General features: G+C 59.3%; 21 protein-coding genes and 1 pseudogene. 9 read left to right on the forward strand and 13 right to left on the reverse strand.

The window, feature by feature from the left end:
* The first annotated feature begins 39 nt into the window (after window positions 1–39).
* Complete coding sequence (locus KZ498_RS11665; RefSeq protein WP_312618997.1) at window positions 40–1,344, forward strand: acetamidase/formamidase family protein; 1,305 nt, start codon at window positions 40–42, stop codon at window positions 1,342–1,344.
* A gap of 47 nt (window positions 1,345–1,391) precedes the next feature.
* Here KZ498_RS11665 and KZ498_RS11670 read toward each other — a convergent pair whose 3' ends face one another.
* The 4 genes from KZ498_RS11670 to KZ498_RS11685 form a co-directional block, all read right to left on the reverse strand.
* Window positions 1,392–2,666, reverse strand: a complete 1,275-nt coding sequence (locus KZ498_RS11670; protein ID WP_312618998.1) for a transposase — start codon at window positions 2,664–2,666, stop codon at window positions 1,392–1,394.
* Window positions 2,663–3,043 carry an IS200/IS605 family transposase gene (gene tnpA / locus KZ498_RS11675; RefSeq protein WP_312619000.1) on the reverse strand — a complete coding sequence of 127 codons (381 nt, stop codon included), beginning with the start codon at window positions 3,041–3,043 and terminating at the stop codon, window positions 2,663–2,665. The genes KZ498_RS11670 and tnpA overlap by 4 nt, the downstream gene beginning before the upstream one ends.
* Before the next feature lie 157 nt (window positions 3,044–3,200).
* Window positions 3,201–3,461, reverse strand: a complete 261-nt coding sequence (locus KZ498_RS11680) for a ubiquitin-like small modifier protein 1 (protein ID WP_312619002.1) — start codon at window positions 3,459–3,461, stop codon at window positions 3,201–3,203.
* A 562-nt stretch (window positions 3,462–4,023) separates the two neighbouring features.
* Entirely contained in the window at window positions 4,024–4,287 is a 264-nt protein-coding gene (locus tag KZ498_RS11685) for an AbrB/MazE/SpoVT family DNA-binding domain-containing protein (RefSeq protein ID WP_312619004.1), read from the reverse strand.
* A 281-nt stretch (window positions 4,288–4,568) separates the two neighbouring features.
* Here KZ498_RS11685 and KZ498_RS11690 point away from each other — a divergent pair, with 281 nt between their 5' ends.
* The 4 genes and pseudogenes from KZ498_RS11690 to KZ498_RS11705 all read left to right on the forward strand — a co-directional run bounded on the left by KZ498_RS11690 (window position 4,569) and on the right by KZ498_RS11705 (window position 9,341).
* Window positions 4,569–6,185: a hypothetical protein gene (locus KZ498_RS11690; protein ID WP_312619005.1), complete on the forward strand. Its 1,617-nt coding sequence runs from the start codon at window positions 4,569–4,571 to the stop codon at window positions 6,183–6,185.
* A gap of 638 nt (window positions 6,186–6,823) precedes the next feature.
* Window positions 6,824–7,063 (forward strand): annotated as a pseudogene (locus KZ498_RS11695) (YbaK/EbsC family protein); the annotation flags it as partial.
* A gap of 129 nt (window positions 7,064–7,192) precedes the next feature.
* Window positions 7,193–8,608: a hypothetical protein gene (locus KZ498_RS11700; protein WP_312619007.1), complete on the forward strand. Its 1,416-nt coding sequence runs from the start codon at window positions 7,193–7,195 to the stop codon at window positions 8,606–8,608.
* A 166-nt stretch (window positions 8,609–8,774) separates the two neighbouring features.
* Complete coding sequence (locus KZ498_RS11705; RefSeq protein ID WP_312619008.1) at window positions 8,775–9,341, forward strand: hypothetical protein; 567 nt, start codon at window positions 8,775–8,777, stop codon at window positions 9,339–9,341.
* A gap of 41 nt (window positions 9,342–9,382) precedes the next feature.
* Here KZ498_RS11705 and KZ498_RS11710 read toward each other — a convergent pair whose 3' ends face one another.
* The 4 genes from KZ498_RS11710 to KZ498_RS11725 form a co-directional block, all read right to left on the reverse strand.
* Window positions 9,383–10,150, reverse strand: a complete 768-nt coding sequence (locus tag KZ498_RS11710; RefSeq protein ID WP_312619009.1) for a hypothetical protein — start codon at window positions 10,148–10,150, stop codon at window positions 9,383–9,385.
* Window positions 10,151–10,963: 813 nt separating this feature from the next.
* A complete protein-coding gene (locus tag KZ498_RS11715; protein ID WP_312619010.1) occupies window positions 10,964–11,392 on the reverse strand; it encodes a CBS domain-containing protein in 429 nt (142 codons plus the stop codon).
* Between the two features lie 629 nt (window positions 11,393–12,021).
* The gene (locus KZ498_RS11720) at window positions 12,022–12,528 is read right to left on the reverse strand and encodes a hypothetical protein (RefSeq protein ID WP_312619011.1); all 507 of its coding nucleotides are present in this window, start codon (window positions 12,526–12,528) and stop codon (window positions 12,022–12,024) included.
* Entirely contained in the window at window positions 12,521–13,168 is a 648-nt protein-coding gene (locus KZ498_RS11725) for a hypothetical protein (protein ID WP_312619012.1), read from the reverse strand. The genes KZ498_RS11720 and KZ498_RS11725 overlap by 8 nt, the downstream gene beginning before the upstream one ends.
* A gap of 421 nt (window positions 13,169–13,589) precedes the next feature.
* Here KZ498_RS11725 and KZ498_RS11730 point away from each other — a divergent pair, with 421 nt between their 5' ends.
* From KZ498_RS11730 to KZ498_RS11745, 4 genes are all read left to right on the forward strand, one after another.
* Window positions 13,590–14,132, forward strand: a complete 543-nt coding sequence (locus KZ498_RS11730; RefSeq protein ID WP_312619013.1) for a DUF1102 domain-containing protein — start codon at window positions 13,590–13,592, stop codon at window positions 14,130–14,132.
* A gap of 454 nt (window positions 14,133–14,586) precedes the next feature.
* Window positions 14,587–15,735, forward strand: a complete 1,149-nt coding sequence (locus KZ498_RS11735) for a signal peptidase I (protein ID WP_312619015.1) — start codon at window positions 14,587–14,589, stop codon at window positions 15,733–15,735.
* Between the two features lie 114 nt (window positions 15,736–15,849).
* A complete protein-coding gene (locus KZ498_RS11740; protein ID WP_312619018.1) occupies window positions 15,850–16,983 on the forward strand; it encodes a DUF5305 domain-containing protein in 1,134 nt (377 codons plus the stop codon).
* Between the two features lie 354 nt (window positions 16,984–17,337).
* Window positions 17,338–18,132: a response regulator gene (locus KZ498_RS11745; protein ID WP_312619020.1), complete on the forward strand. Its 795-nt coding sequence runs from the start codon at window positions 17,338–17,340 to the stop codon at window positions 18,130–18,132.
* Between the two features lie 98 nt (window positions 18,133–18,230).
* Here the strand turns inward: KZ498_RS11745 and KZ498_RS11750 are convergent, their stop codons facing one another.
* From KZ498_RS11750 to KZ498_RS11770, 5 genes are all read right to left on the reverse strand, one after another.
* A complete protein-coding gene (locus KZ498_RS11750; RefSeq protein ID WP_312619022.1) occupies window positions 18,231–20,744 on the reverse strand; it encodes a hydantoinase B/oxoprolinase family protein in 2,514 nt (837 codons plus the stop codon).
* A 62-nt stretch (window positions 20,745–20,806) separates the two neighbouring features.
* Window positions 20,807–21,205 carry a hypothetical protein gene (locus KZ498_RS11755; RefSeq protein ID WP_312619024.1) on the reverse strand — a complete coding sequence of 133 codons (399 nt, stop codon included), beginning with the start codon at window positions 21,203–21,205 and terminating at the stop codon, window positions 20,807–20,809.
* Complete coding sequence (locus KZ498_RS11760; RefSeq protein ID WP_312619025.1) at window positions 21,202–21,882, reverse strand: helix-turn-helix domain-containing protein; 681 nt, start codon at window positions 21,880–21,882, stop codon at window positions 21,202–21,204. The genes KZ498_RS11755 and KZ498_RS11760 overlap by 4 nt, the downstream gene beginning before the upstream one ends.
* 229 nt (window positions 21,883–22,111) lie before the next feature.
* On the reverse strand, window positions 22,112–22,534 hold the full coding sequence (locus KZ498_RS11765; protein WP_312619026.1) for a VOC family protein: 423 nt from the start codon (window positions 22,532–22,534) through the stop codon (window positions 22,112–22,114).
* 3 nt (window positions 22,535–22,537) lie between these two features.
* A complete protein-coding gene (locus KZ498_RS11770) occupies window positions 22,538–24,115 on the reverse strand; it encodes an AMP-binding protein (protein ID WP_312619028.1) in 1,578 nt (525 codons plus the stop codon).
* Between the last annotated feature and the right edge of the window lie 30 nt (window positions 24,116–24,145).

Raw genomic sequence — 24,145 nt, forward strand, 5'->3', positions numbered from 1 at the left:
CCGAGTCTTTATTCGCCCATAGACCGTGCGTGAGACTGTATGTCAGAGCAAATCCAGCAGGAGCTCGACGTCGATCGGTTCACACTGGGACTCGTCGGGCCGGACCAGGAGTGGGCCGGCACGGTCGCCGACGGCGGGACCGTTCGGACGCACACGCCCCCCGCGTGCTGGGGGCCGATGATCACACCCGAGTTCCGCGGCGGCCACGAGGTGACGCGGCCGATCCGGGTCGAGAACGCCGAGCCCGGCGACGCACTCGTCGTCCACATCAAGGACGTCGAGGTGACCAGTGTCGCGACAAGTACGGGCAGCATGGCCGAACGCGAGGGCGCCTTCGGCAGCGACCCGTTCGTCGACCATCGCTGCCCGGAGTGTGGGACCGAGTGGCCCGACAGCGTCGTCGAGGGCACCGGCGAGGACGCGATCCGCTGTGCGGAGTGTGGTGCCAACGCCTCGTCGTTTGGCTTCGAGTTCGGGTATACCGTCGCGTTCGACGAGGACCGCTCCGTGGGGCTCACTGTCGGCCCCGATGGCGCCGAGGCCCTCGCAGAACGGGCCCACGAGGCGATGGCACTGCCCGAACACTCCCGCCAACACCCGATTCTGCTGTACAAGCCCGACGAGATCCCCGGCACGCTCGGGCACCCCCGACCGTTCATCGGGAACATCGGTACGACGCCGTCGGTGGAGTTCCCCGATTCACACAACGCCGGCGACTTCGGCCAGTTCCTCATCGGTGCCGACCACGACTGGGGCCTCGTCGACGAAGCGGCACTCGACGCCCGCACGGACGGCCATCTTGACTCGAACGACGTCCGCCCCGGAGCGACGCTCATCTGCCCCGTCGAGATCGACGGCGCGGGGCTCTACGTCGGGGACCTGCACGCCAACCAGGGCGACGGCGAACTCTCCCTGCACACCACCGACGTGAGCGGCCGCACCGAACTCGAAGTCGACGTCATCAAAGGCCTCGACATCGACGGGCCGCTCCTGCTGCCCAACGAGTCGGACCTGCCGGACATCGCCAAACCCTACACGGACGCCGAGCGGGAGGCGGGCGACGCCCTCGCTTCCGAACACCAGGTCGACGACGTCGTCGACGCGGCGCCGGTCCAGATTATCGGGTCCGGCGCGACGATCAACGACGCGACCGAGAACGCCTTCGCACGCGCCGGGACGCTCTTCGACATGACAGAGGGAGAGGTCCGGGCACGCTGTACGTTCTCCGGCGGCGTCGAGATAGCGCGACTGCCCGGCGTCGTCCAGCTCTCGATGCTCGCCCCGATGGACCTGCTCGAAGCGCGGGGATTGGCCGACACTGTCCGCGAGCAGTACGACCTTTGACATCCTCCCCGCGCTAAAGCGCGAGGATTCCTCCGTTGGGGGTTCGGCTATCGACCCACGGAGGCAACTTGCGGGTTTGTGCGCACTTCTTTGGGACTTTCGTGAGGGTGTGGTTTCCCCGACCAGTCGTGGTCGTCCCACTCGAATCGCACGGGCCGTGCCATCGGCCTGATTTCGCAATCGCTGTTTTCTCGAAGGAACGTCTCTGACGCCGTGAGGTCGGCGTGCCCCTCGAAACCACACGAACACGTCAGCGTCTCCCCGTGGCGAACCGTCTCCTCGTGGTCGCCACACTCGAGACACGTCTGACTCGTCCACGCTTCCGACTCGGCTTCGAGGCTAATGCCGTACTCCTCACAGACGCACGCGAGGCGGTGGATGAACTTCTTGAACGCCCAGAAGTTGTGCGTCTTCTCGTTCACCCTGACCGACCAGTGCGTTTCCAGCACGTCGGTCAAGTCGCCCACGTATACCGTCGCCACGTCCTCGTCGTACAGTCGTTCAACGAGGTCGCGCACCAGCGCGTTCTGTGCGTGGTCACGGCGTTTCGTCCGTTGTCGGTACAGCCGTCGAATCCGCTTGGAACTGTAGCGTCCCTCGCGGAGTTTCGACTGTAGGCGGGCGATTTCGTCTGTCGTCTCGCGGAACCGTCCGAATAACTCCCGCCCGTCGTAGAGATACTGGTTCCCAGTAGTCGTGGAACAGGCGACGAGATTGTTCGCGCCAACGTCGAGGGCGGCTTCGTGAGAAGCCAGTGGTGAATCCAGTCGAGAATCAGGCACGGTGACTGGTTGAAAAGCCCTGAATCTGTCGCTAACCTCGTCGTACTCAAGTTCCAGACGACCCTGTTCGCCGTCCCACTTCGGGTTGCCTCGGACTTCGAGGCGGAGTCGTTCGTGGTAGCCCAGTCCGTATTCGTCTTTCAGTTCTTGCCCGACAGAGATTTCGAGACGGCTACGCTTGCCCCACTGAATCGTGTACTGGTTGTTTCGGATGTAGGTGCGGAGTTCTCGTCCGGCCTCCTCGTTGCCCCAGTACGACGGTGGGTTGGCGTCCTCGCCTTTCTCCTTGAGGGCGAAGAACGACCGCCACGCTTCGCTGTTCTTGCGCGTGACCTGTTGGACGGTCGCACTTCCGACGACGCCGTTGTAGCGCCCTCGGTACTCCGAAGTGTCCCACACGTCACCGTCACCGAAGTAGTTCTGACGGCGTTCGTAGGTCAACTCGTTCCATAGAGAGGCGGAGGCGTCGAGTAGCCGTAGAAGACACTCTTTGTCGTTCTGGGTCTGCGGAACCACCTCGAAGGTGTTGACGCGCTTCATTCGTCGCCACCTTCCTGTTCAGCGATGTACTGTTCGACAGCTCCCTTCGAGGCGCTTCCCGCCGTACCGACGTAGTACGAGCGAGTCCACTTCATACGGTCGTCGTAGCGTTGGTTGTACTTCCGCGCGGAGATACCCTTGACCCAGTTGACGATGAGGGACGGGGCGTTCTTCGGTGGACTCCCGATGAATAGGTGTACGTGGTCTGGCATAACCTCGGACTCGGCCAGTTCGAGGCCTTTGTCCTCACAGATTTCCGCGAAGATGGCTTCGAGACGTTCCTTCGTCTTCCCCGTCAGGTGCGAACGCCGATACTTCGGCACGAACACTATGTGGTAGTAGAGTTCGTATTTCGCATGACGGGTACTCTTTACCATCTATACATACTATCACGGTCAAACGGATTAAAGATTGTGTTGGAACCCCGTCTATGCCATTGTTGGCGGTTGAATACTGTTGGTCGGCTTCATCCCAGCCCTGAATGGCGAGGCTTTCGCCTCGAATTTACCGTAACGACACGGTGTCCGCGGGCAGTCACCCGCCGCGCATCGCCGGAAAGAGTTCGATCGCCGCGTCGGGCGGCACCCGCTCGTCACGGTCGGCGCTGTCGCCGTCGACCATCACGCGTACGCTCGGTCGGAGGTCGCCGGTCTCGTCGATTAGCTGTGACTCCGCGCGCGGATACGCCTCGACGAAGGCCGTAATCACGGTTTCAACTGTGTCACCGTCGACCGTAACCTCGACTGTCTTCGATCCCGTCGCCGCCCGAAGCGGCCCGTATACAGTCACTTCCACACTGACTAGTCGCGTCGTAGCCCTCAAAAAGACACGTCTCTCTGGGAGTCTCCACCCGATAGGAATAGATTCACGAACGCCGCGGGGTGGTTCGACAGCAACAGACACAGGTTCGCGAGCGCATCCGATTCGTCCAAAATCGACCTGCAAAGCAGCGGTCCGCGTAGATTATCGCCAGACAGTGGTCTCGTTGCCAAACGCCTGGTCGTTGGTGAGGATTGCTTCTGTCCCCCGAACCCTATGATTCGCGATGAGCAGGGCGTCATGCATCGTGTGGTGGTCGATAAGACTCCCGCACACAGCCAGGTCTTGCTCGTCAGCAGAAGCAACCTGGACAGGACCGTCGTTAACGAGCCCCGGTAAGACGGCATTTGGCGTCGTATCGACTTTGATATCGGCGATTTCTTTTTTTATTTACCGCCGTCCAGATAGCCTCACTCACTGCGATTGTCGGTGCTTCGATCACATCGACGCCCTGCTCAGCCCGCTCAAAGACCTCGTCTGCGGCTGAGTTGATCAACGAGATACCGTGCCATCGCGACGCCATCGGCAGTGTAGCGGGTCACGGCTGCCACTCCGACTCCCGCTTCTCTCGGATTTCGGTTTCCATTTCTTCTGCCATCTCTTCACGCTTGTCTTCGGGGACATCTTCGTCGACCAGCATGCCACGGTCTGCCGACTGCGTTGCCTTTCTGATGCGGATGCCGTCTTCTGCATTCTCCCACCGAACTTCATCGCCTTCCCTCAGACCAAATTCTGCACGGAATTCTTTCGGAATCGTGACCTGTCCCTTCCGGGTGATGCGGGTCGTTTTACCCTCCCCCATCGTTGTCTGTACTCATATAAGGTACTACAGTGTGTAGTATATTAGAACTACCGCTACCTCGTGGCTCGCAGCGACGAAAGCTATTGACTTGCCGCAATAATGAGGAGTAGGGGGTACTCACATACCGCCGCGTTTTCAATCCGGCTAACATCTTGCCATAAATCGCGTGCAAGATATAGAAAATGAGTTCACCACGAGAATCTCTTTCATTTGAGGACATTCCATCTAGAGGATGTCAATTCCAAAACATCTAATGATGCACACCTACTTGTAAGATTAACATGTTTGACGAGAGTCTTGATCGTCGTAAGTTTCTTGCCGTCGCGGCGACGGGAGTTGCGGCGACTGGAGGATGTCTCGGCGATGACGAACCTGCGGATGAGCCCAACGTTGTTTCCCCTCTCTTGGAGGATGATATTGATTGCGACGATGATGGGGCTAACAAAACAGTATCAGATTCATCGAACCAGCCCGGGATTAAACCGTGGGACTCGAACCCGCGCTACTGGGAGTATCGGGGTGAACCAATAATCCTGATTGGGGCAACAGATAATGATGCACTGTTTCAATGGGGGCAGCCGACCGAAGCGATTGAAGATCAGCTTCATCGGGAGACGGAGGGCCCCAGTTGCGTCACCCCCGACAAGGATCACTATCACCTAGTCAAACAAATGGACCGCCTTGTACGATCGGGAGGGAATTTCGTCCGCAACACGATGGGCGCCAGAAGAGAAGGGGATGTCTATCCGTTTTTGAAAAGAGAGGATGGGCTGTATGACCTTGATGAATGGAATGAGGAGTTTTGGGAGTTATACGACCTTTTTCTCAAAGAAACGTACCGCCGTGATATTATCCCGCAAATAGAGCTCTGGGATGGTCATAACTATCAATCACGCACCGAGCAAAGCGATGGGTTCCCTCAATGGGAAGCGCAACCATTCAATCCACAAAACAACATCAATTACACCGAAGAAGAAACAATTCTTACTAAGAAGTATACAGCTGGTTACAAGAAGGAAACACATCCATTCTTTAAGAGTATTCCCGCACTCCGCGATGATGAAATCCTTCTCAGTTATCAAGAGAAATTTGTCGAGAAAGTACTGTTCCATTCTTTCGAATACAATCACGTGCTGTTTTGTATTCAAAACGAGAGTTGGGCCGATCAGTCGTGGTCTAATTATTGGAGAGAGTTCATACAGATGCTCGCCGATCGTGAGAGGAAAGAGCACGTCTATGTATCCGATATGCGCCGGGATTCGGCAAGTGTTGCGCCGGTAACAGAGCATGGCTTCGATTATGCAGAAGTCTCACAGAGCGGTGTGAGCAGTGGAGAACAGCATCACCAAGTAATTGCCGAGGGTTGGAAAGAATTGAGTAATGAACCAGTACCGATGAACAGTACGAAACAATATGGAAACGACGAGATTGAATGGACGGATGGGTCACATGAGGGGATTGCTCGTCTGTGGCGATCGCTTTTTTCGGGGCAAGCTGCGGTTCGAAACCATCGACCACCGTACGGTCTCGGTCAGAAACCAATTGCTTTGAACCACGTCAAAAGTTTAAGAACAGTGGCGGATTTAATCAAACCACATAACTGTTTTCCACATCAGACTGAAAAGGGCCGGCTCACGAACCGGTCTGAAGATGAATGCTACCTTCTAGTCAACCCTGGTCGCGTATATGCTATATATTTCCCCGATAGTGGCCACGTTCGACTAGACGTTTCTGAATTCAACGGACACGTTTCTCGTCGATGGCTGATGGCGAATCAAGCTCAATGGAGTGGAAAGTGGGAAAATGTAGAGGCGGACGAAGGCGATGAGATCGAATTAGAGACGAGTGGAGCAGAACATATGGTGGCTATCGTTGTGCCCGGAAATAAGGACGTTTGACTGTCAGGTTAATCGCGTTATTGATAAATACGCGCTGTGGGTCTTGTTTAGATGCTCGAATTCACGCGGTTCGGTTGGTAAGTGACTGTACGATGTTACTCACAGCAGCCTTTAGAGTGATCTCTCGGAACGGTCCAAGCCACGTTCGAGCTTTAATCGTTGAGCCGAACCGCCTTCGGAGTGAAAAAATATCGATTCGACGATAGACCGACGGTGGTACGTTTTATCATCAATCCGAACATTGTGAGCGGCATCGAGCTAGTAGAATTCACGGTGCTTGATTACCGGTTTGACGCCCTCTTCACGCAATTTGTGACGGAGTTTGGCCCAGTCAAAGCCTTTGTCGATCACGGTCCCAAAGTGATCAAAATTTCTCGTGAGGACTTGTCACGCAATATGTGTGTCCTGTGGTATTCATCGAGCAGTGAACGCCGAGGCTTACTCTCGAGCAATCCACGAGAAGCGTGGTTTTCACAGACTCAAACGTGCCTTCAACACGTTTCGTGTAGTTGTGGCTGTATGAACGATGAGCAAGACTGGTGGAGTCGATTTCCTGAATCTCTCGGTTGTCAATCAGATCCACCGACAGCCGCAACAAGACTCGCCAAACCCGCATATTCAGCGCTTGCTTCCGGGACTACGGCGCGGCGGCCGCGTCGATGGCCGACCCCACCGACATCCGGAGCGTGGTCGGCTGGAGCATCGGCGGCGTTCCCCCGATCTGTCACGAGACGGCCCTCCCGACGACGGTCGACCCGACGCTTGCCGAGTATGACGTCGTCCACGCCGCCGCCGGCACGCCAAGCGCAGTGTTCGCGGTCGGACCGGACCGGCTGGCCGACCTGGCTGACGCCGAAGTCGTCGACCTCACGGCATAGTGTGCCGGGTATCGGTCCATCCTTTCGGGCCTGTCGACTCTCGGAGACGGGGTCGAGTGCTGACTGTGAAACCAGCAGGCCCGGATTTGGGGCAACGATTGTTACCGTTGGACACAAAACACCCGATTGATGCCCCCGCTCTCGCAGTCCGAACTCGAGCGGCTCTGTCGGGCGGCCGAGCCCAGCGACCTGCTCGGGTTCATTGCCGACCTCTACGCCGCGCGGGGCTGGACTGTCGCTACGAAGGATGCGAGCGACGCCGTGGTGACCCTGAAACGGGACGGGTCACTGCATCGTCTCGGTGTCGCGACCGAGACGACCGTCCCGGACGCAGTCGATACCATCGTGATTGTCGGAGCCGAGGTCGATCCTGCGGGGCTCTCTGCAGATACCTATCTCGATGTCGGCGACCTCCGGAACCTGCTGTTGTACAGCATCGACCGCGAGGAGGCAGCGACCCTTTTCGAGCGCTGGTTCGACCAGCCGCTCTCGGTTCCCGGCCCCTCAGCACAGCCCGTCGAATCACACGCAGCGCCCCGGGACGATGCAGGGCAGTACGATGCAGGACAGGACGATACGTCGGAGTCCGAACCGCAGCCACCGCCAGACGCTGCTTCGCACGCAGTCGAATCCCCGACGGCGCGGTCCCAGTCACCCGCTGAGAGCGAGTCGGCGGCCCCATCGAATCCGTTCCGGAAGCCACGGTACATCGGCCTCGCCGTCGGGCTCTTAGTTGTCGTCGGAATCGTCGTCGGGACTGCCGGGCTGGGGCTCTCCGTCACGGACCCGGCCGTCGACAACAACACGACAACCGACGCGGAGTTCTCGCCCGTTCCGACCACGGGGACACTATCGATAACGACCGCGGAGACGGGCGAGTCCGAGCAATTGGCATCGGCACAGCCCACACAGATACCGGCCCAGGCGACGCCGTTCCCGCCCGGCGTCGACCGAACCGGTATCACGGATTATCAACAGCTCATCGCCGCCCACGAGTCGCAGTTGCAGGGTCGGTCATACCGCATCACGCTCAGCTACCGCGAAGTCAGGGACGACACGGTGACCGGTGCCAGGACCCAGACCGTTCGCGTCGAAAACGAGACCACGTATCACGCGACGTCGACCGAGTTCGGGCGGCTCGTGTCGCCCACCCCCTCACTCGGGGACGAGGACGTCTACGCGAACGGCAGTGTCGAATTCGAGCGCACCGCGACCGGTGTCACCAGTCGGCCGCTGCGGGGTCCGGGCTCGTATCGAACCTCGCTCTCGCGGTATCTCGGCTGGTATCTCTCCGTCAACGAGTCGCGGGCGGTTGCAGCCTCCGCTGAAGGGCCGACGCCGACAGTCCGGTTGGCGACCGACGGCGACCCGTATCCGGGTGTCACCGACGCAACTGGGACTGCCATCGTCACGGAATCGGGACTGGTGACACACCTCTATCGAACGCACAGGCGGCCCAATTCCCAGGTCCGCATCGTCATCACACTCCGGGTGAGCGACGTCGGCACGACCACTGTCTCGGCTCCGGAATGGGCCGGTGAATGAACGGCGGACGTGTTCCTTCAGCGAGCGACCTGTGCTCGTGTCCGAGGGAGACGACCAGTCGGTCGGAGCGAGCACTCTTGGAGCGTACTCGTCGCCAGCCGATATGACACGCTCCAGACATCCAGAAGAGGTTTACACTCGCAGTTGGAACTGACCTGTCGCTACTATGCCCTCCAAGCATGCCGTTAGTAGCCTCGGGAGTCCCCTCGCCATACTCGGACTCGCCGGGGTCGCAACAGCACAGCCCACAGCCCCGAGCGGTGCCGCCGACCCGGCCCTCGGCGTCGTCTTCCGGTTCGGTATCGGATTCGTCGTTTTCGCCGTATTGGGTGCCGCGGCCGCCGCTATCGGACCGACGTACACGACCAACGCCGTCCGAGAGATCCAGAACGACCCCGGCAGCGCAATCGGCTGGGGGATTCTCGTCGGTATCCTGCTCCCCATCGGACTGGTGCTACTCGCACTGACGGTTATCGGCGCTCTGGTCTCGATTCCGGGACTGCTCCTCATCGGCGTCCTCGGTATCGTCGGTTCTGGCATCACTGCCGTCTGGGTCGGGAACTCGGTTATCGGCGACGACGGGTCCGTCAGCGCAACGGACGGCGTCGCTGGCGGCCTCCTGCTGGCAGTCCCCTTCGCAATCCCCGTCGTCGGTGGCCTCCTCGTCAACCTCGTGACCCTCGTCGGCCTCGGCGTCGTCGGACGCGGTCTCTACGAGAACTGGTCTGACTGACTGGTTTGTCGGAGCGATAGCGTTGTCCCCGACGAGTAGGTTCAGCCAGCACCGGGACACCCCAGTTCGTACGGGTCGTCGGACACGTCCGGCGGAATCGAGATTGCCGTCGGTTCGCCGTACTCACTGTACTGGAGTGTAATCGTCGCGGTTGCAGTCGCCCCCCGCTGTGAGATTTTTATCGTGAGTTCCGACTGCACCGGTCGGTTGGTCTCAGGGTCGAGCCACAGCCGTGCTGTCGCGTTCTCCAGCGAGCCGCGATTCAGGTCCATGTCGGCGGCCTGTCGGCGGTCCATGACCGACTCGATGATCTCGGCGCTCGGGGACGCCGTGACGAGGACGGTCCGGTTGCCCGCAAGCGTCTCGTTGCCCCGCAAGTAGACGTTCGAGCGGTCGAAGAGCAGGACCTGTCGATGGAGCGGCGTCGCGGTCGCCCACGGCTCGGCGCGCGAGACGTTCTCGACTGCGTATCCGCCCCAGGGGTCCTGACAGCCCTGGTACGCTCTGTACCCGTCGACGTAGGAATCGACGGTCTGGCCTTGCGTCCGCGTCGTCATCTGCATCCGCTTTGCGGAGGTGTTTACCGCACCTTCACCATCGACTCGCACGGTCCGTGTCTGTTCACCATCCGACGCGACCACGTGCATGTCCATGTCGAAGCGATACGTCTCGACGGCGGCGACGGAGCTGTTCGCCTCCTCGACGGCCGCGACGGCTCGCTCGTCGCTGGGCGGCGGGCTATTACCCAGGAACGTGCCACACCCAGCCAGGAGGAAAACGAAGCATACGGCGAGGACCAGTCGTCGCATACGGTACGCTCGTTTGTGCTTCGTATAAAAAATGTCGTGGGTCCAACCTGTGACGGGCTAATCGCTGCGAACAGCGCCCTCGCTGGGGCAACCTTGGAGGTATTTCCCGGTAGAATCGGTCAATGTGGTGTGAGTCGTCCCTAGACGCCCATCTTCAAGCACGCACAACAGGCAGGCGGGCGAAGCAGGGTCAGAATGCGACCGAGCGAGACGCTTCGTGGGGAACTGATATCAACGTGGGAATATCTTATAGATATATGACTGTTTCCAAGGTTAGAGTGAATCGCAAGAAGGGAACTAAGGTTGGAAACTGCATCATGGTATAGCTATCAAACTCACAGAAGGTATTCGCGTTTCACGGGGTTCCCGGACTGGCTGTTCTCGGGGCGCTGTCCCACGAACTCAGCCGCTTCGGGTGGTTCCCCACGGTATTCGACGACTGGGTTGCCGACCAGTCTGGCCAGGTTTGACAGTGCTCACAGGCGTTCCTTCGGAAGGGGACATCTGGGTTGGACACCGGGAATTCGACAAAGGACGGCGTTCGCCTGGTTTGTCGGTTCTGTTTGACACTGACTAGTTTTGCACGGCACACTGAACAGGGAGGTCGCTGCGGTGTCGCAGCGAATAAGCCTGAACCAGGTGAGCGTGTAGCCGACTGAGTGTCGCTTCACCTGTGGATTTGCGGGTCCGAACTCTACTCAGTTATTTATTTGATATCCAATGGTTCTTTGGGCGCGTACAAGATGAGGGGCGCGTATCGGTTACCTACGTTTGCTCAAGCAGCGGGATGACGACTGGCTCAATACAGGACTCTCACTGCTTAGCCAGGTCGTTTCGTTTACGGAGGATCGTGTTTCTGAGCCGAGGCAGATAATGTGTGAGATCAGTCGTTGTGAGTATGCCGACGAGGTCGCCATCGTCGGTGACCGGGAGCCGCCGGATTGAGTGCTCTTTCATCAGAGCGGCAGCAGCGTGGATGTTTTCCGTCCTATCGATCGTGATAATTGGAGTACTCAGAAACGCTGCCACACGAACAGAGTCGATATCAGCCCCCGCAGCTACCTGCTGCATGACATCGGATTCAGTTATGATCCCGCTGAACTCGCCCGTCTCGGGATCGACCACGACTGCCGATCCGATATCGTGGTCCGCGAAGAGTGTCGCAACATCACGGGCCGTCGTCTCCGGCGGAACCGTTCGAACTGACTGTGACATCACCTTACCCACGAATTGGTCAATCATACAACTAATCACCGCTGGAGACGGTTAACCCTGTGGAGTAAGCGAGCGCTCTTGAACGGATGATTCGTCTGGGATACGCTGGAACGAACTACAGTCCAATGCAGAATCGACGCTCTAAGTCTTGCATGCTGTTTCTGTCAGGAGCTAGTAATAGCCGCTGACGAGGCGAGACACTTGCAAGTCGTGGCGTGAACCACCACTGAGTCGTGGGGGTTCCCGACCCACCGGAGACGTGTCTCGTGCGCCCCTAACGGCTACGAGGCAATACACAGTGCAGCGTCGGTTTCGAGATAGCCTCGAACGCGACTTCGCGAATTAGTTCAACTGCTAGCCCGGGACACCTGCACCCACGAAATGCAGCGCATGGTCGAGTAGTGAACTGAATAGCTTGTAGATACTGTCGGTTCTGCCGAGATGAGTGAGCAGTCCGAGACACGGCCCGAGGTCCGGAGTCGATTCGACGATTACTGCGATTCGTGTCGGACTTCAATCCAGTCTGTCTCTCGATAGCCGGCGAGACACTCGTCACAGACCAGCACATCTTCGATAACGGTCTCTTTGTCCAGTATCAACGTGTATCGGCCCGATGCGGGTCGAACGCATTGGAAACACTCGCCACTCATGCCAGATCATCCAGCCCCAGTGTCGGTTGGTTTCTGCTCGGGTGGGCAGGTGACCAGATAGTCGACGGTGCGAGACGTCGTCGTCTCGGCGGTGACACCTGCGCCGGTAGCGGTGACATCGAACGAGAGGGTCGCGCGGTGTTGCCCGGGTGACTGACAGGCTATCGTCGCCGGAACGTCGAACGCGTCGCCGATACCGGCCGAAAACCTGGTTGTCTCCATCGCGTCTGCCTGGACTCTGAGTCCATCGCCGTCAGTAGCGGTGACCGTGACGGCGAAGTCGATCGGTTGTCTGAAGCGATTACGGACGGTCACAACCGTGACTTCGTGGGCTTCACTCCCACCGAGCCGGACGGTATTGTCGGGGTAGAGCAGCGACATGTAGGCGTCTTCGTCGCCAACGACATCGACCGTCACATCGCGCTCGACCGACGCCGCACTGTAACTCCCGGTTCCAACAGCGAAGCTCGCAACGACCACCAGCACACACAGCACCAGCACCCGTCTACGCATCGTCCACCTCCGGTGGTACGGTGTTCGAGCTGAGGCGCATCCGGCGCGAGAGGACGTAGTGAGACGCTGACGAGACGGTGAACACGGCGACCAGGAACACGGTCCAGCCGGCGAACGGGACAGCCGCGAACGGCTGGATACCCGCGTAGGCCAGCGACGTAAGGACGGTTCCAACGGTGCTGAGGCCCAGGTAGTAGAGACTCCACGGGATGTCGTAGCGGTCGACGAGTTCGAGATAGATGTCGAGGTCGGTCGCGGACTCGGTGAGTCGCACCTCTCCTGCCCGCCGATCGAACTCGACGATTCCCATGTCGGCCATCTTCGGGAGGTGAAACTGCTGGAGCGAGGTGTACACCGTCTTGCGCTCGCTCGCCGAAATATCCTCCACGCTGGTCTCGTTCTCCCAGGCGGCGACTTGCTCGGCGAGGTCCGAGAGCGATGTCGGGCCTGTCGTATCGCTCAGAAACTGGAGTGTGTATCGTCGCCGCCGATTGCTGAGCATCTCGAATGCGTCGTCTCGCGACAGCTCGGCCGACCCTGTCTTCGATTCGATAGCAGTGTCCGGTTCGTTCTCTGTCGATGCGTGTCCGAGTACGTTTGTCGGCTGGTCACCAGTCGTCCCTGTCGACGTCTTGCTCATATTGTCCCCATCCCCTGAACCGAACGGCCGGTCGCCCCAAACGACGCGGCCATGTCGTCCAAGCGATGCTTTTTCGTGTCATATCATAATGTTATCGACCGTTTACGTATTAGTCACTGTTTACACTCCAATACGCCCAGAAGTGAGTCGCAGATGGGCAGACACTATGGTATGATTTTCCTCAGATGACTATTTCCGGCCGCTGAGTGCCACTATCGCGGTTTGCTTCATCAAAACCCAGGGTGGAAGAGAGCGTATAACGCCAGCCGCCAGGGCGCAAAGACCCATATCCGTGCTTCAATCACTGCAACCCATCCTGTCAAAGAGCGGAATACAATGCCCCTGTCGGTGATTGCATTAGATGTCACGTCCGGCCCACGGCACGTGGGGGGTGGGCGTGCACGAACAAGGTGCAACACTAATGCAACGACGCAAATTCCTGATCGGTTTGGGATCGCTCGCGGCTGGTACAGCTGCTGCAACTGGGACTGGTGCGTTCAACTTCGCGAACGTTGAGAGAGACGGCAATATGCAGGTTTCGAACGGCAGCAACGCGTTCCTGGCGCTCAAGCCTGAGAGCGACTACGCCCGGCAGGGTAATAATGGAATCATGGCACTGGCTTTCGACGACACAGCCGGTGTCACGGGTACGGGTATTCAACAGAGCTCGGACTACTCCTTCACCGGAGTCTTCAGCATCACCAACCAGGGGTCCCAGCCTGTCGGTGTCTGGATAGAGGACGACGATGGCAACGACACTGTGAACTGGTACGCTACCGACTCGGAGGACAAGTCCGACTTCGGGACCTCGATGGAAGGATCTGGAAACGCGTACCCCCTCGATGTCGGGGAGACGGTTTTCGTCAACGTCACGATCCTGACTCGTAAACAGTCGAGGAACTACAGGACTCTCCCCGACACGGTGAACATCAAGGCCGACGCATCGGCTGGCTCCGCGGAGTAACTGAGCAGCGCCGACTCGCCCGGGTACCGGACCCGGATTAATCGGTTCAGATTAGACAGTACGGACCGAAGTCACACGCTGGTCGTTCCAGTTGTAGTTAATGTCGCAGATTGACGTGCTACAGCGCTGTTCTCTACTAATCGCCCTATTCTCGACATTTTTCAGGTACGACTTGGGACACAATCTGTCAACAAAGATTATCTCATCACATATAGCCGATAAGAGTAATGTTGTGGATGCACAGCAGATGTGGGACTGTTCACTCGCAAAACCCCGCCAGAATGCTGAAACTGCAGTCACGGCATTTTTGTCACGACCTCCGAAAACAGCCCCAGCGACAACTTGGACACTGGGCGCATCACTCTCGGAGCCGCCCGAAGGACATCCAACGACAACATGTAGCCGACCGTTTCACCACTAGTTACTATATACGATACTCTGTGAGAGGGTACACATGAGGCTGCGTAAGGGGGTAGAAGTGCTGTTAGAAGTAGCACTGGGTGTCTTTTTAATCGCGATGGTACTCGGCCAGATACTCGGCCAGCCCGTCCTCCTGGGATTTGTCACGACTGGAAGCATGCAACCGACGTTGGAACCAGGCGACGGGTTCGTCGCGATTCCCGCTGACCTCGCTGGCTCCGTCGAAGAAGGCGACGTTGTCACGTTTCGCGCCGAGGAAATCCAGGGTGGTGGACTGACCACTCACCGGGTCGTCGACAAAACTGACCGCGGGTACATAACACGCGGTGACAACAATCCCTTCACCGATCAAGACGGCGACGAGCCCCCTGTGACTGATGCACAGATTGTCGCTGTCGCCTGGCAACCGGGTGGGGAAGTGGTTGCGGTGCCGGGAGTGGGTACACTCGTCAACGGAGTCCGAGACAGTCTAACATGGGTGCAGCAACGAGCGGCATCGATATTTGGAGCGCGCTCGCTACTGGGCACACAGGGGCTGGCATACCTGCTTCTCGCGGTTTCGGTCTGTGCGTACGTAATCGATCTCTTATTGAACGGGAACCGTGATCGCGGTCAACGAGACACCTCACGCGACACGGGGACGAGTGTCAGGCTACTGATCGGCATCTTCGCGGCGGCGATAGTACTGTCGGCGACAGCGACGATGGTCGCGCCGGCGGGCCCACAGGAATTCGGCGTGGTCAGTGCTGAATTTGACTCACCGGGACCGCGCGTCATCGAACAGGGAACCACAGAGTCGACGCAGTATCGGCTCGGCAACGGCGGGTACATTCCCGTCGTGACGTATTTCGAACCAGCCACAGACGGTATCGCTGTCGAACCGAACGAGACAGTGATACCAGCCCGTTCGACAGTCAATGCGACACTGTCGCTGACTGCGCCGTCGGAGACGGGCTATTACCGACAGTTCGTGGTCGAGCACCGCTACCTTCTCGTTCTCCCACAGTCGACGATCCGGTCGCTGTATCTCGTCCACCCCTGGCTCCCGATTATCACAATCGACGCGCTTCTCGGTGGCTCGTTCTACCTGCTCGGAATGGCACTCGTCGACACCGGCCGCGTCCGCGCACGGTCTCGCGACAGTCCGTCCCAGTTCCGCCGACTCCTCGCCCGGTTGAGATAGCGTTATAACCCAAATAGTTACCAATCAGAATCAATTACATATCACACAATGAACGGTGGGGGCCGTACGATTCGTCGGGGCATCGCTGCTAATTACGAGTTAGTGGTTCTCTGTGTGGTACTCATCGGCGCTGTCGGTGGCTACCTCACGTACACCACACACGTCGAACCGGGAACCACGACGGAGACGAGGGAGGTCTCGTCCTGGCAATCGAGCGGGGCGTTCTCACACCAGGCCACGGTCGTCAACGGAACGACTGCCTTTTCCGAGGGGACAGTCCTGCGAAACCGGTCGGTGTACTTCCGCGAGGTGAGCCCGACCTTGGACGGAACGTTCACGTACGCGTACGAGGCGCAGGAGGGAGACCTTACCACAGAGACGACAGTGTTGCTCAGGTATCGCGCAGTCGAATCCTCCGATGATGGAAACGGAACGATGTACTGGGAAGTCACGCGCCCGGTTGCGCAGGAACGAACCGAAGCGTTAGGGCCCACCGAACGGGCGAGTGTACCCTTCTCGACGAACGCGAGCGCGGCCATCGACCAGGCCCAGCGTATCGACGCCGAGCACGGGAACACGCCCGGGCAGCTCGATATCGCCGTCATCGCTCGCGTGGACGTTTCGGGGACGCGAAACGGGCAGCGAGTCGACACCACCAACACGTACCGGCTCCCGATTGTCCCCGGTGAAAGCGTCTACCGCGTCACAGACCCCGGCGTCGTCACCGCCTCTGGCTCGCAGACTGAACAAGTAACGGTCCCGGTGGAATACGGGCTGCTTCGCCGCGCCGGCGGTCCACTGGCACTCTCACTCGCAGTGGGTGCGCTGCTCGGCTTGCTGTACGCCAGACACACTGGGCGCCTGGTCGTCTCGGAGGCCGAGCGCCGATGGGCCGACTATCGAGCGGCCAGATCCGAGTTCGACGACTGGATCACGAGCGGCCGGTTGCCATCCGGTACTGGCGAGCGGCCAGCGATAACGGTCGAGACGCTCGAAGGACTGGTCGACGTGGCGATCGATACGAACAACCGCGTCATCGAGCACCTGTCGGGGGAGGAGTACGTCGTGTTCGTCGACGACCGTCTGTACCGGTACGAACCACCGGCAGACCCGGCTACCGATGATGACCGTCCCGAATCCGACAGCGACGAACAGGATGCTCTCGCTGACCGAGCGGAGCCCGAGACCGTGGACCCCTCGCAGGTACAGGCCAATCACACTGAACGTGACGCGCCGACTGACGACTGAGTGTCCGCTACAGGTGGGTTCCACTTCGAGAAGCTGGACGACAGTATCGAGGTGCTGCCGATTCCCGACAACCCTCATCCCCGAGAAATCTCCCGACAGTTTCAAAGAATTAGCCCGCAAGCATGCACACGAACGGACCGGCAGTGGGTACGCTGATCTGGCCTTGTTGAAACACTCAAGTTGTTATAGGTTTCATCGGCCGTGCTGCATACAGGGCGCGTATCGTTCCTCGTAGACCTGACATCCTTGATCGAGGGTGGAATCACTTCCTCCATATTTTGTCTGTTATCTGTCAGTAATGGTTCGTGAAGGGGTTGTAAAGAGTTAACGCATAGCACATCCAATATCAGGAGTATGAACTCGGAATCTCGACAGGGCGGTTTGGACATTGATGAGGTGGTTCGGCCCCCGACCGATACGTACCGTATCCTCCACGTTGACGACGATTCTGAGTGGCTTGATCTTGCATCAACGTTTCTCGAACGCGAACAGGAATGCTTCAAGATAGTTACCGAACTCAGCGCATCCGACGGGCTTGAGCGGCTGAAAAACGAGGAATTCGATGGCGCCATCAGTGACTACGAGATGCCGGAGGTTGATGGATTAGAGTTCCTGAGTGACGTACGCAAACAGTACCCTGATCTTCCGTTCATCCTCTTCACAGGGAAGGGGAGCGAAGAGATCGCGAGTGAGGCGATTTCTGCGGGCGTGACTGACTACCTACAGAAACGTGGGAGTTCTGATTGCTATTCGCTCCTTGCAAATCGGCTACTGAATGCAATCGATCGGTATCACGCAAATCAGCAGATGGTTCACGCGTTCAAGGCAATTGAAACCGCCCGTGAAGGCATCAGTCTCCTCGATGAAGACGGATACTTTCTCTACGTCAACGAAGCCTTCGCTAAAACAGCGGGATATTCACGGGATGACCTCTTGGACAACCACTGGGAATTCCTATATCCGGAGGACGACGTCGATATCATCTACGACGAGATTTTGCCAACGGTTCCTGTAGAGGGGCGCTGGTCAGGTGTCACGACGTACGTTCGGAAGGACGGCGACCGAATTCAGGTAGATCACGCTCTTACCTATACCGAGGACGGAACGCTGATCTGTCTGATCCGGGAGGTATCTGATCACGAGACGTGAATAGTAGCAGCTTTTCGATAGACCCCTATTGACTAGACCCTCTGTATCTCGCACGCCGGTTCTATCAGTTCTGGAGGGTTTCAACAGAGCCGCTTGTCTCAATCGTCGTCACCTGTTTGCTCTATGTGCTTGAACGTCGACACCGAGTCCGGGAGGTCCTGAAGCGACCGGTCGGTCCACGTGTACGGGACGTACGGCTCGTCGTCCACGTCGAGCCAGGTTTTGTGTCGCCGCGTGTAGTTGTCCCACATCGGCCGGAGCCCGGAGTCGAACCGGTTATCCAGCGACTGCTCGGCCTGATAGCTGAGATCGAACGCGAAGTCCTCCGGGAGGTCCCAGAAGTTACGGAAGAACCTCGCGAACTGTTCGCTCATCCGCATGCTGCTCTCGTAGGTCTTCTTCACGTCGTCGATGAGGTCCTCCTCGTTCCGAATACGGTCGCGTTGCTGGTCGTACCACTCCGACACCGGTTGTGCTTTCTCGGCGCGTTCGTCCATGCGCTCCTCGCGGAGTTGTTCGGTCGCTTCCTCGTGGAGTTCCCATTCGCCCTGAACGGCTGAGTTGTGCTTTGCCTCGTCGTTGACTTTGTCGACCACAACCGCATACGCGTCTTCGGCGTGTCGGGGGAGGACGTACCCGTCGTGGATGTCAGAAAGGACGTCTTCTGGATCACGCTCGAGCGGGTCCCCCAGTCCCGACCCACCGCGGAGGTAGTTCAGGTACATGTCGTAGTCGTCGAACTCTTTGGGCGTGCTGATACCCTCTGGCCGCCGTGTCACGTCGCCGTCTATCTTGGACTCGAACTCACCGCTTTCCGGGTCGAGGTCGTGCTGTGGGTAGTCCTCGCCGTTCTCGAAGCGTTCTTCCAGGTCCGTCTCCTGGGCGTTCAGAATATACCCCGAGGCAGCGGGATAACCGCCGAAGAGACCGCCGTCACTTGTCATGTAGCCGTTACCCATCTCGTACAGCAGCCACCGGCTCACGTCCTTGATCGTTCGCATCGACTCGAAGCCCGCCCCGCCGGCACGGCGTCCAGCACCACCCGTATTGGGCTTGACTGCGCGTCCAAGGAACGGGAGCGGTTCGACCTGTTCCCACGCCTCGGCGTCGCCCATGTCGCCTTCGGGGTTCCAGATAGCTGATGCATGGGGCTCACCGTCCGCGACGTAGCGGGCACCGACCCCTTCACAGGCGGCTTCAAACGAGTTGACGGCGTGGAGTTTGTCGAACTGGTCGATGCCGCCGCCCTGGAGCCAGTTCGACGTGTTCGCGTTGCCGGCGTTGATCTCCTCCCAGAAGCCGCGTGCGTAGTAACCCCGAGAGAGATGCTGCCAGAGCGGGGCCCAGGCCGAGACCAGGAAGTGCCAGGCGTAGGCGTGGGCAGTTTCCGTGTTCTGCGTGTTCGCCCACGACCCGACAGGGAGATGGAAATCACAGGCGTAGTATGCGCCGTCGTTGACCAGCTCATTCGGTATCACAGTTTGGGTGAGCATCACCCAGATGCCGCCCTGAATGGCGGCTGGGGTACAGTTGTAGGGATGCCAGCCCCACTTGTTCGCGCCCTCGAAGGAGACCTGGAACGACCCGTCGTCGCGGATGTGGAGCTCCGACGGGGCGTGCATAAGATGATTTTCGTTTGCGTATTCGCGTGTGACGTTCTGTTGCCCCTCGTAGAGCGCGTCGACGAACGATGCACCGCGGTAGGTGCCGGGCAGCATCGTCTTCTTGATCCTGTTGCGAAAGCCGCGTCGGCCGTACTCGATCGCTTCCCGGGAGAGCTGTTTGAACGTCTCGACCCCCGTTCGCTCGATCATCTCCTTGACCGAGTCCCGGATCATGAGACAGCCGGTAATACGGGTTCGTTCGTCGAGCTTCAGGAAGTTCGGCGTCCGCGTCTTGGCGGGATACTCCTTTTTCCAGGAGTTGTACAATTGAAACTCTTCACCGATTTTGCGGGCCGTGTAGTAGGCGCCGTCGCCGAAGCGGGAGGCCTGTGAGACGTTCATGCTGCCGGGACCGATCGCACCGGTATCGATGACGTGGTTGACGCCGCCGGCCCAGGCGACGAGTTCGCCGTCGTGGAAGATTGGGATGAGCGTCATCAGGTCACACGGGTGGACGTCCCCGACATGGGGGTCGTTGTTGACGAAGATGTCCCCCGGTTCGATACCGGGACTTTCCTCGTAATCGTGGTTGATCATGAACTTGATAGCTTCGCTCATCGTGTGGACATGGACGATGATGCCCGTCGAAACGGCGATAGAGTCGCCCTCGGGGGTGAACAGGCCGTAGCAGAGTTCCCCTTCCTGCTCGACGATGGGGGTCGCGGAGACTTCTTTCGAGATTTCGCGTGCAGTTACGAGGTCGCCACGGAGCCGCGAATAGAGCTGTTCGAACCGTATCGGGTCGCCTTCTTTGAGTGAGAGCTCTGTGATTCCGGAGTAGTGGCCCGTCGCCTCCGTCTTGTCCTCGAGCTCGGCCAATTGCTCGCGGAGCGTCCTGCCGTCCCAGCCGATACCCTCGTTTCGCTGCCGTTTCTCTCGAACGATATCTTTCTGTCGTTTCGCTTCCTGCCGGCGTTCTTCGGTCTTGTTCTGGTCAGTTTGACTCATCGCTGGTCTCCTCTTTCGGTGGGTGTGGTCCTGACAGGTGGCCGCAGCTGTCGACTGAGGCGTTACTCCGCATAGTCGAGTTCCTCCAGGATGATGACGTGCTCGCCGACGACGAAGTCGCCGGAGATTCGGTCGTGGAGCAGCACTGACTCCGTCAGGTCGTCGATTCGAGCTTTGCCGGTCACTGTCCGTTCGGAGATCCCGATGCAGATCCGGTCGGCGTCGGTTTCGACCGCGAACTCGACGAGGTCGGCGACGTCGTACCCCTCCGGGAGGTAGCTAATCGTGTACTCGACGTCGTACTCGATCATGGGATTGATGTCCTGAATGAGCGGGCCGAGACAGCGAACGGTCGGCAATCGGAGGAAGTAGATCGTCTCGCCCGCCTCGACGACTGAGCTCAGGACCTCCCTGACAGTGGGCTGTTGCTCGACCGAGTTGATGATGATGATCGTCGTCATTCTTGTGGCCCGAAAAGCAACTCACAGAAGTTGTGCTCGACCCGGCGGAGCCGTTCGCTCAGCGTCGACCTGCTGATGTCCAGTTCGCTCGCGATCTCCTCGGCTGTCACCTCCTGTGGGACCTTGAAATAGCCCATCTTGTAGGCCGTCTCCAGCACCTCGAGTTGTTTGTCGGACAGTTTGCCCGTCATGCTCTGTTTTATTTTGTTGCCGCCGAGCGGGAACCCGATGGTCTCGGTCTGTGTCGTCCCGACCAGCTCCAGTGAGCCGTGTTCGTCCTCGACAGTGCTTGCCACTTCCTTGAGATGGTTCCAGTCGCGGACGGATGCGACCACGTTGAGGTGCGCGTTCCGCCCGACGATTCTGTGTGGAATCGCCTGGTTTTCCGTCAGGAGAGAGAGGACGGATGCGTCCGAAAGCGCTGCAATCACGCCGAGATAGTACGTATGCTGGTTCACGTCCGCCTTCGACATATCTATGATCTGTACACCGGGCAACTTCTCCGCGAGCGTGTCCTGCGAGATGTCGGAGCCGAACTGGGCAGTCAGGGAGAGAAAGACCGAATCTCCGGCAACTGGCAGAGCGTTGTCTATCTCGACGCTACTGACCTGACTGTCGATGTCGGCTATCCGCGATGGAATCCCGGCCAGGCGTATCTGAAATTCGATTCTGAGCATCAGTTCAGCGTGTCGGTCTGTGTGTCCAGCCTGGTATCATACCGTGTCGTTCTCCGCTGATATCCGCCGTTGTGGAAGCGCTGCCGTGTGAAAGCCCGTGACAGCCAGCGTCACCTGTCCGCTCGGTGACTAGTACCGGTACCCGAGGTTGCTCCCCTCATTAAGAATTGTCACGAACGATACTGGCATATGTTTTGCTCTTATAACGTGATTGGCTTCGTGCCAGTTGTTAGCCGAAGACTACGTCTGTCTCCCGCTCGACGAGTTCGATGCGAACGCCGTTGCCGGCCCGTCGGTCGAGAAACGCGACGCAGGCATCACCAGCGCCCGGGCGGGATTCCTCGTCCGCGAGTGGCACGCCGGCGTCCCGGAGGTGCTGTAGTTCCGTCTCGATATCGTCGACGCGGAACGCGACGTGGTGTATCAGTGCCGACTGCTGCGTTGCGTCGAGGGTGGCAGCGAGCCCCGAATCCCGGTCGACTGGTTCGACGAGTTCGATCAGACTCTCACCGACGCGGATGAACGCGATGTCGACCCCGAACGCCGGGACGTGTTCCACGTTCCCGACCCCGAGGCCGAGCAGTTCGAACAGTTCCCTGTTGGTTTCGATGTCGTCGACGAGGATACCGATGTGGTCGATCTTCGAGATCATGGCTCAGTTGATCCGGCGTGACTGGTCCTGCCAGTACGGTTCCCGGAGTCGCTTCTTGTCGAGCTTGCCGTAGGGCGTCGTCGGGAGCGTGTCGACGACGTCGACGGATTTCGGCACTTCGTAGTCGGCCAGACGGTCCCGACAGAACGACCTGATATCCGCCGGGTCGACGGTGTCGCTCTCCGGGACGACGACGGCCTTTACCGCCTCGCCCCACTCGTCGTCGGGGACGCCGATGACGGCGACGTTCGCCACCTGGTCGTGTCCCTGGACGACTTCCTCGACGGCGACGGAGTAGACGTTCATCCCGCCGCTGACGATGACGTCCGAGTCCCGGTCGACGATGTAGAGGTAGCCGTCTTCGTCCGTCTTCCCGATGTCACCGGTGTGGATCCAGCCGTCTTCGACCGTCGCTGCGGTCTTTTCGGGCATCTCGTAGTACCCCGCCATGGAGTAGGCGGCGCGTGCCAGAATCTCGCCCGGCTGGCCGGGCGGGACCGTCTCGCCGCTCTCGTCGACGACTTTCACCTCACACATCGTGGTCGGGAGGCCACACGAGGACAGTCGCTCCTCGTCGTCGGGGTCGTGAGCGGCCTTCGGCAGGACGGTGATGAGGTCCGGCGTCTCGTACTGCCCGTACAACTGGAGGAACACGGGTCCGAGCTTGTCCAGCCCCTCGCGCAGTCGGTCCGGCTTCATCGGTGCCGCGCCGTACACGAGCGTCTCCAGCGTCGAGGTGTCGTGTGTCTCCTCTTCGAGTGCGTCGAGGACGCGGTACACCATCGTTGGAACCATGAACGTCCACGAGATGTCCTCTTGCTCGACGAGTTCGAGGGCGCGTTCGGCGTCGAACCCCTGCGTGACGACGTGGTGGCTCCCCTGTGCTAACCCGCCGGCCATGATGAGACCAGCCGAGTGCGGGAGCGGTGTCATCAGCAATAGCGTGTCCCGGGGCTGGATGTCGAGTTCGACGGCGTGTGCGAGTGCGTTCAGCGCGAGGGTCTCCTGGGTGTGTTTTACCCCCTTCGGGTCGCCGGTCGTCCCGCCGGTGTGGAAGACGCCGGCGAGGGCGGATTTCGAGACCGAAACGTCCGGGGCCACCGGGTCGGCCGTTTCGAGTAGCCCCGCAAAGGAGTCGACGTGGTGGGTGCGCTCCAGTGTCGGACTGACCGGCGCGCCTATCGAGACGACCCGGTCCAGCGTCGGCACGTTCGGAGCGACTGTCTCGACTGTCTCGGTGAACGACGGGCCAACGATGAGCGCGCTGGCGTCGCTGTTGTCCAGCATATACTCGATGTCCGCCGCCGAGAGCATGTCGTTCAGCGGGACTTTCGCCAGGCCCGCACGGGCGAGTGCGATATCGGCGACGGCGTACTCCGGACGGTTCGATAGCAGGATCCCGACGCGGTCCTCCGGTTCGAGGCCACGCTCCAGCGGTGCGTTGGCGAGACGCGCGGAGTCCGTGTCGAGGTCGGCGTAGGTCAGCGTCTCGTCGCCGAACGTGACCGCGGGTGCGCGCTCGTACCGACGGAGAACTGACTCGTAGAGGTGTTTCAGCGTCGGCGGACTCTGTCGTAGCATGGGTGTTCGCGGTCGAATACGAACCGAAGA

The organism is Haloarcula sp. 1CSR25-25 (assembly GCF_032027985.1).
Taxonomy (GTDB): domain Archaea; phylum Halobacteriota; class Halobacteria; order Halobacteriales; family Haloarculaceae; genus Haloarcula.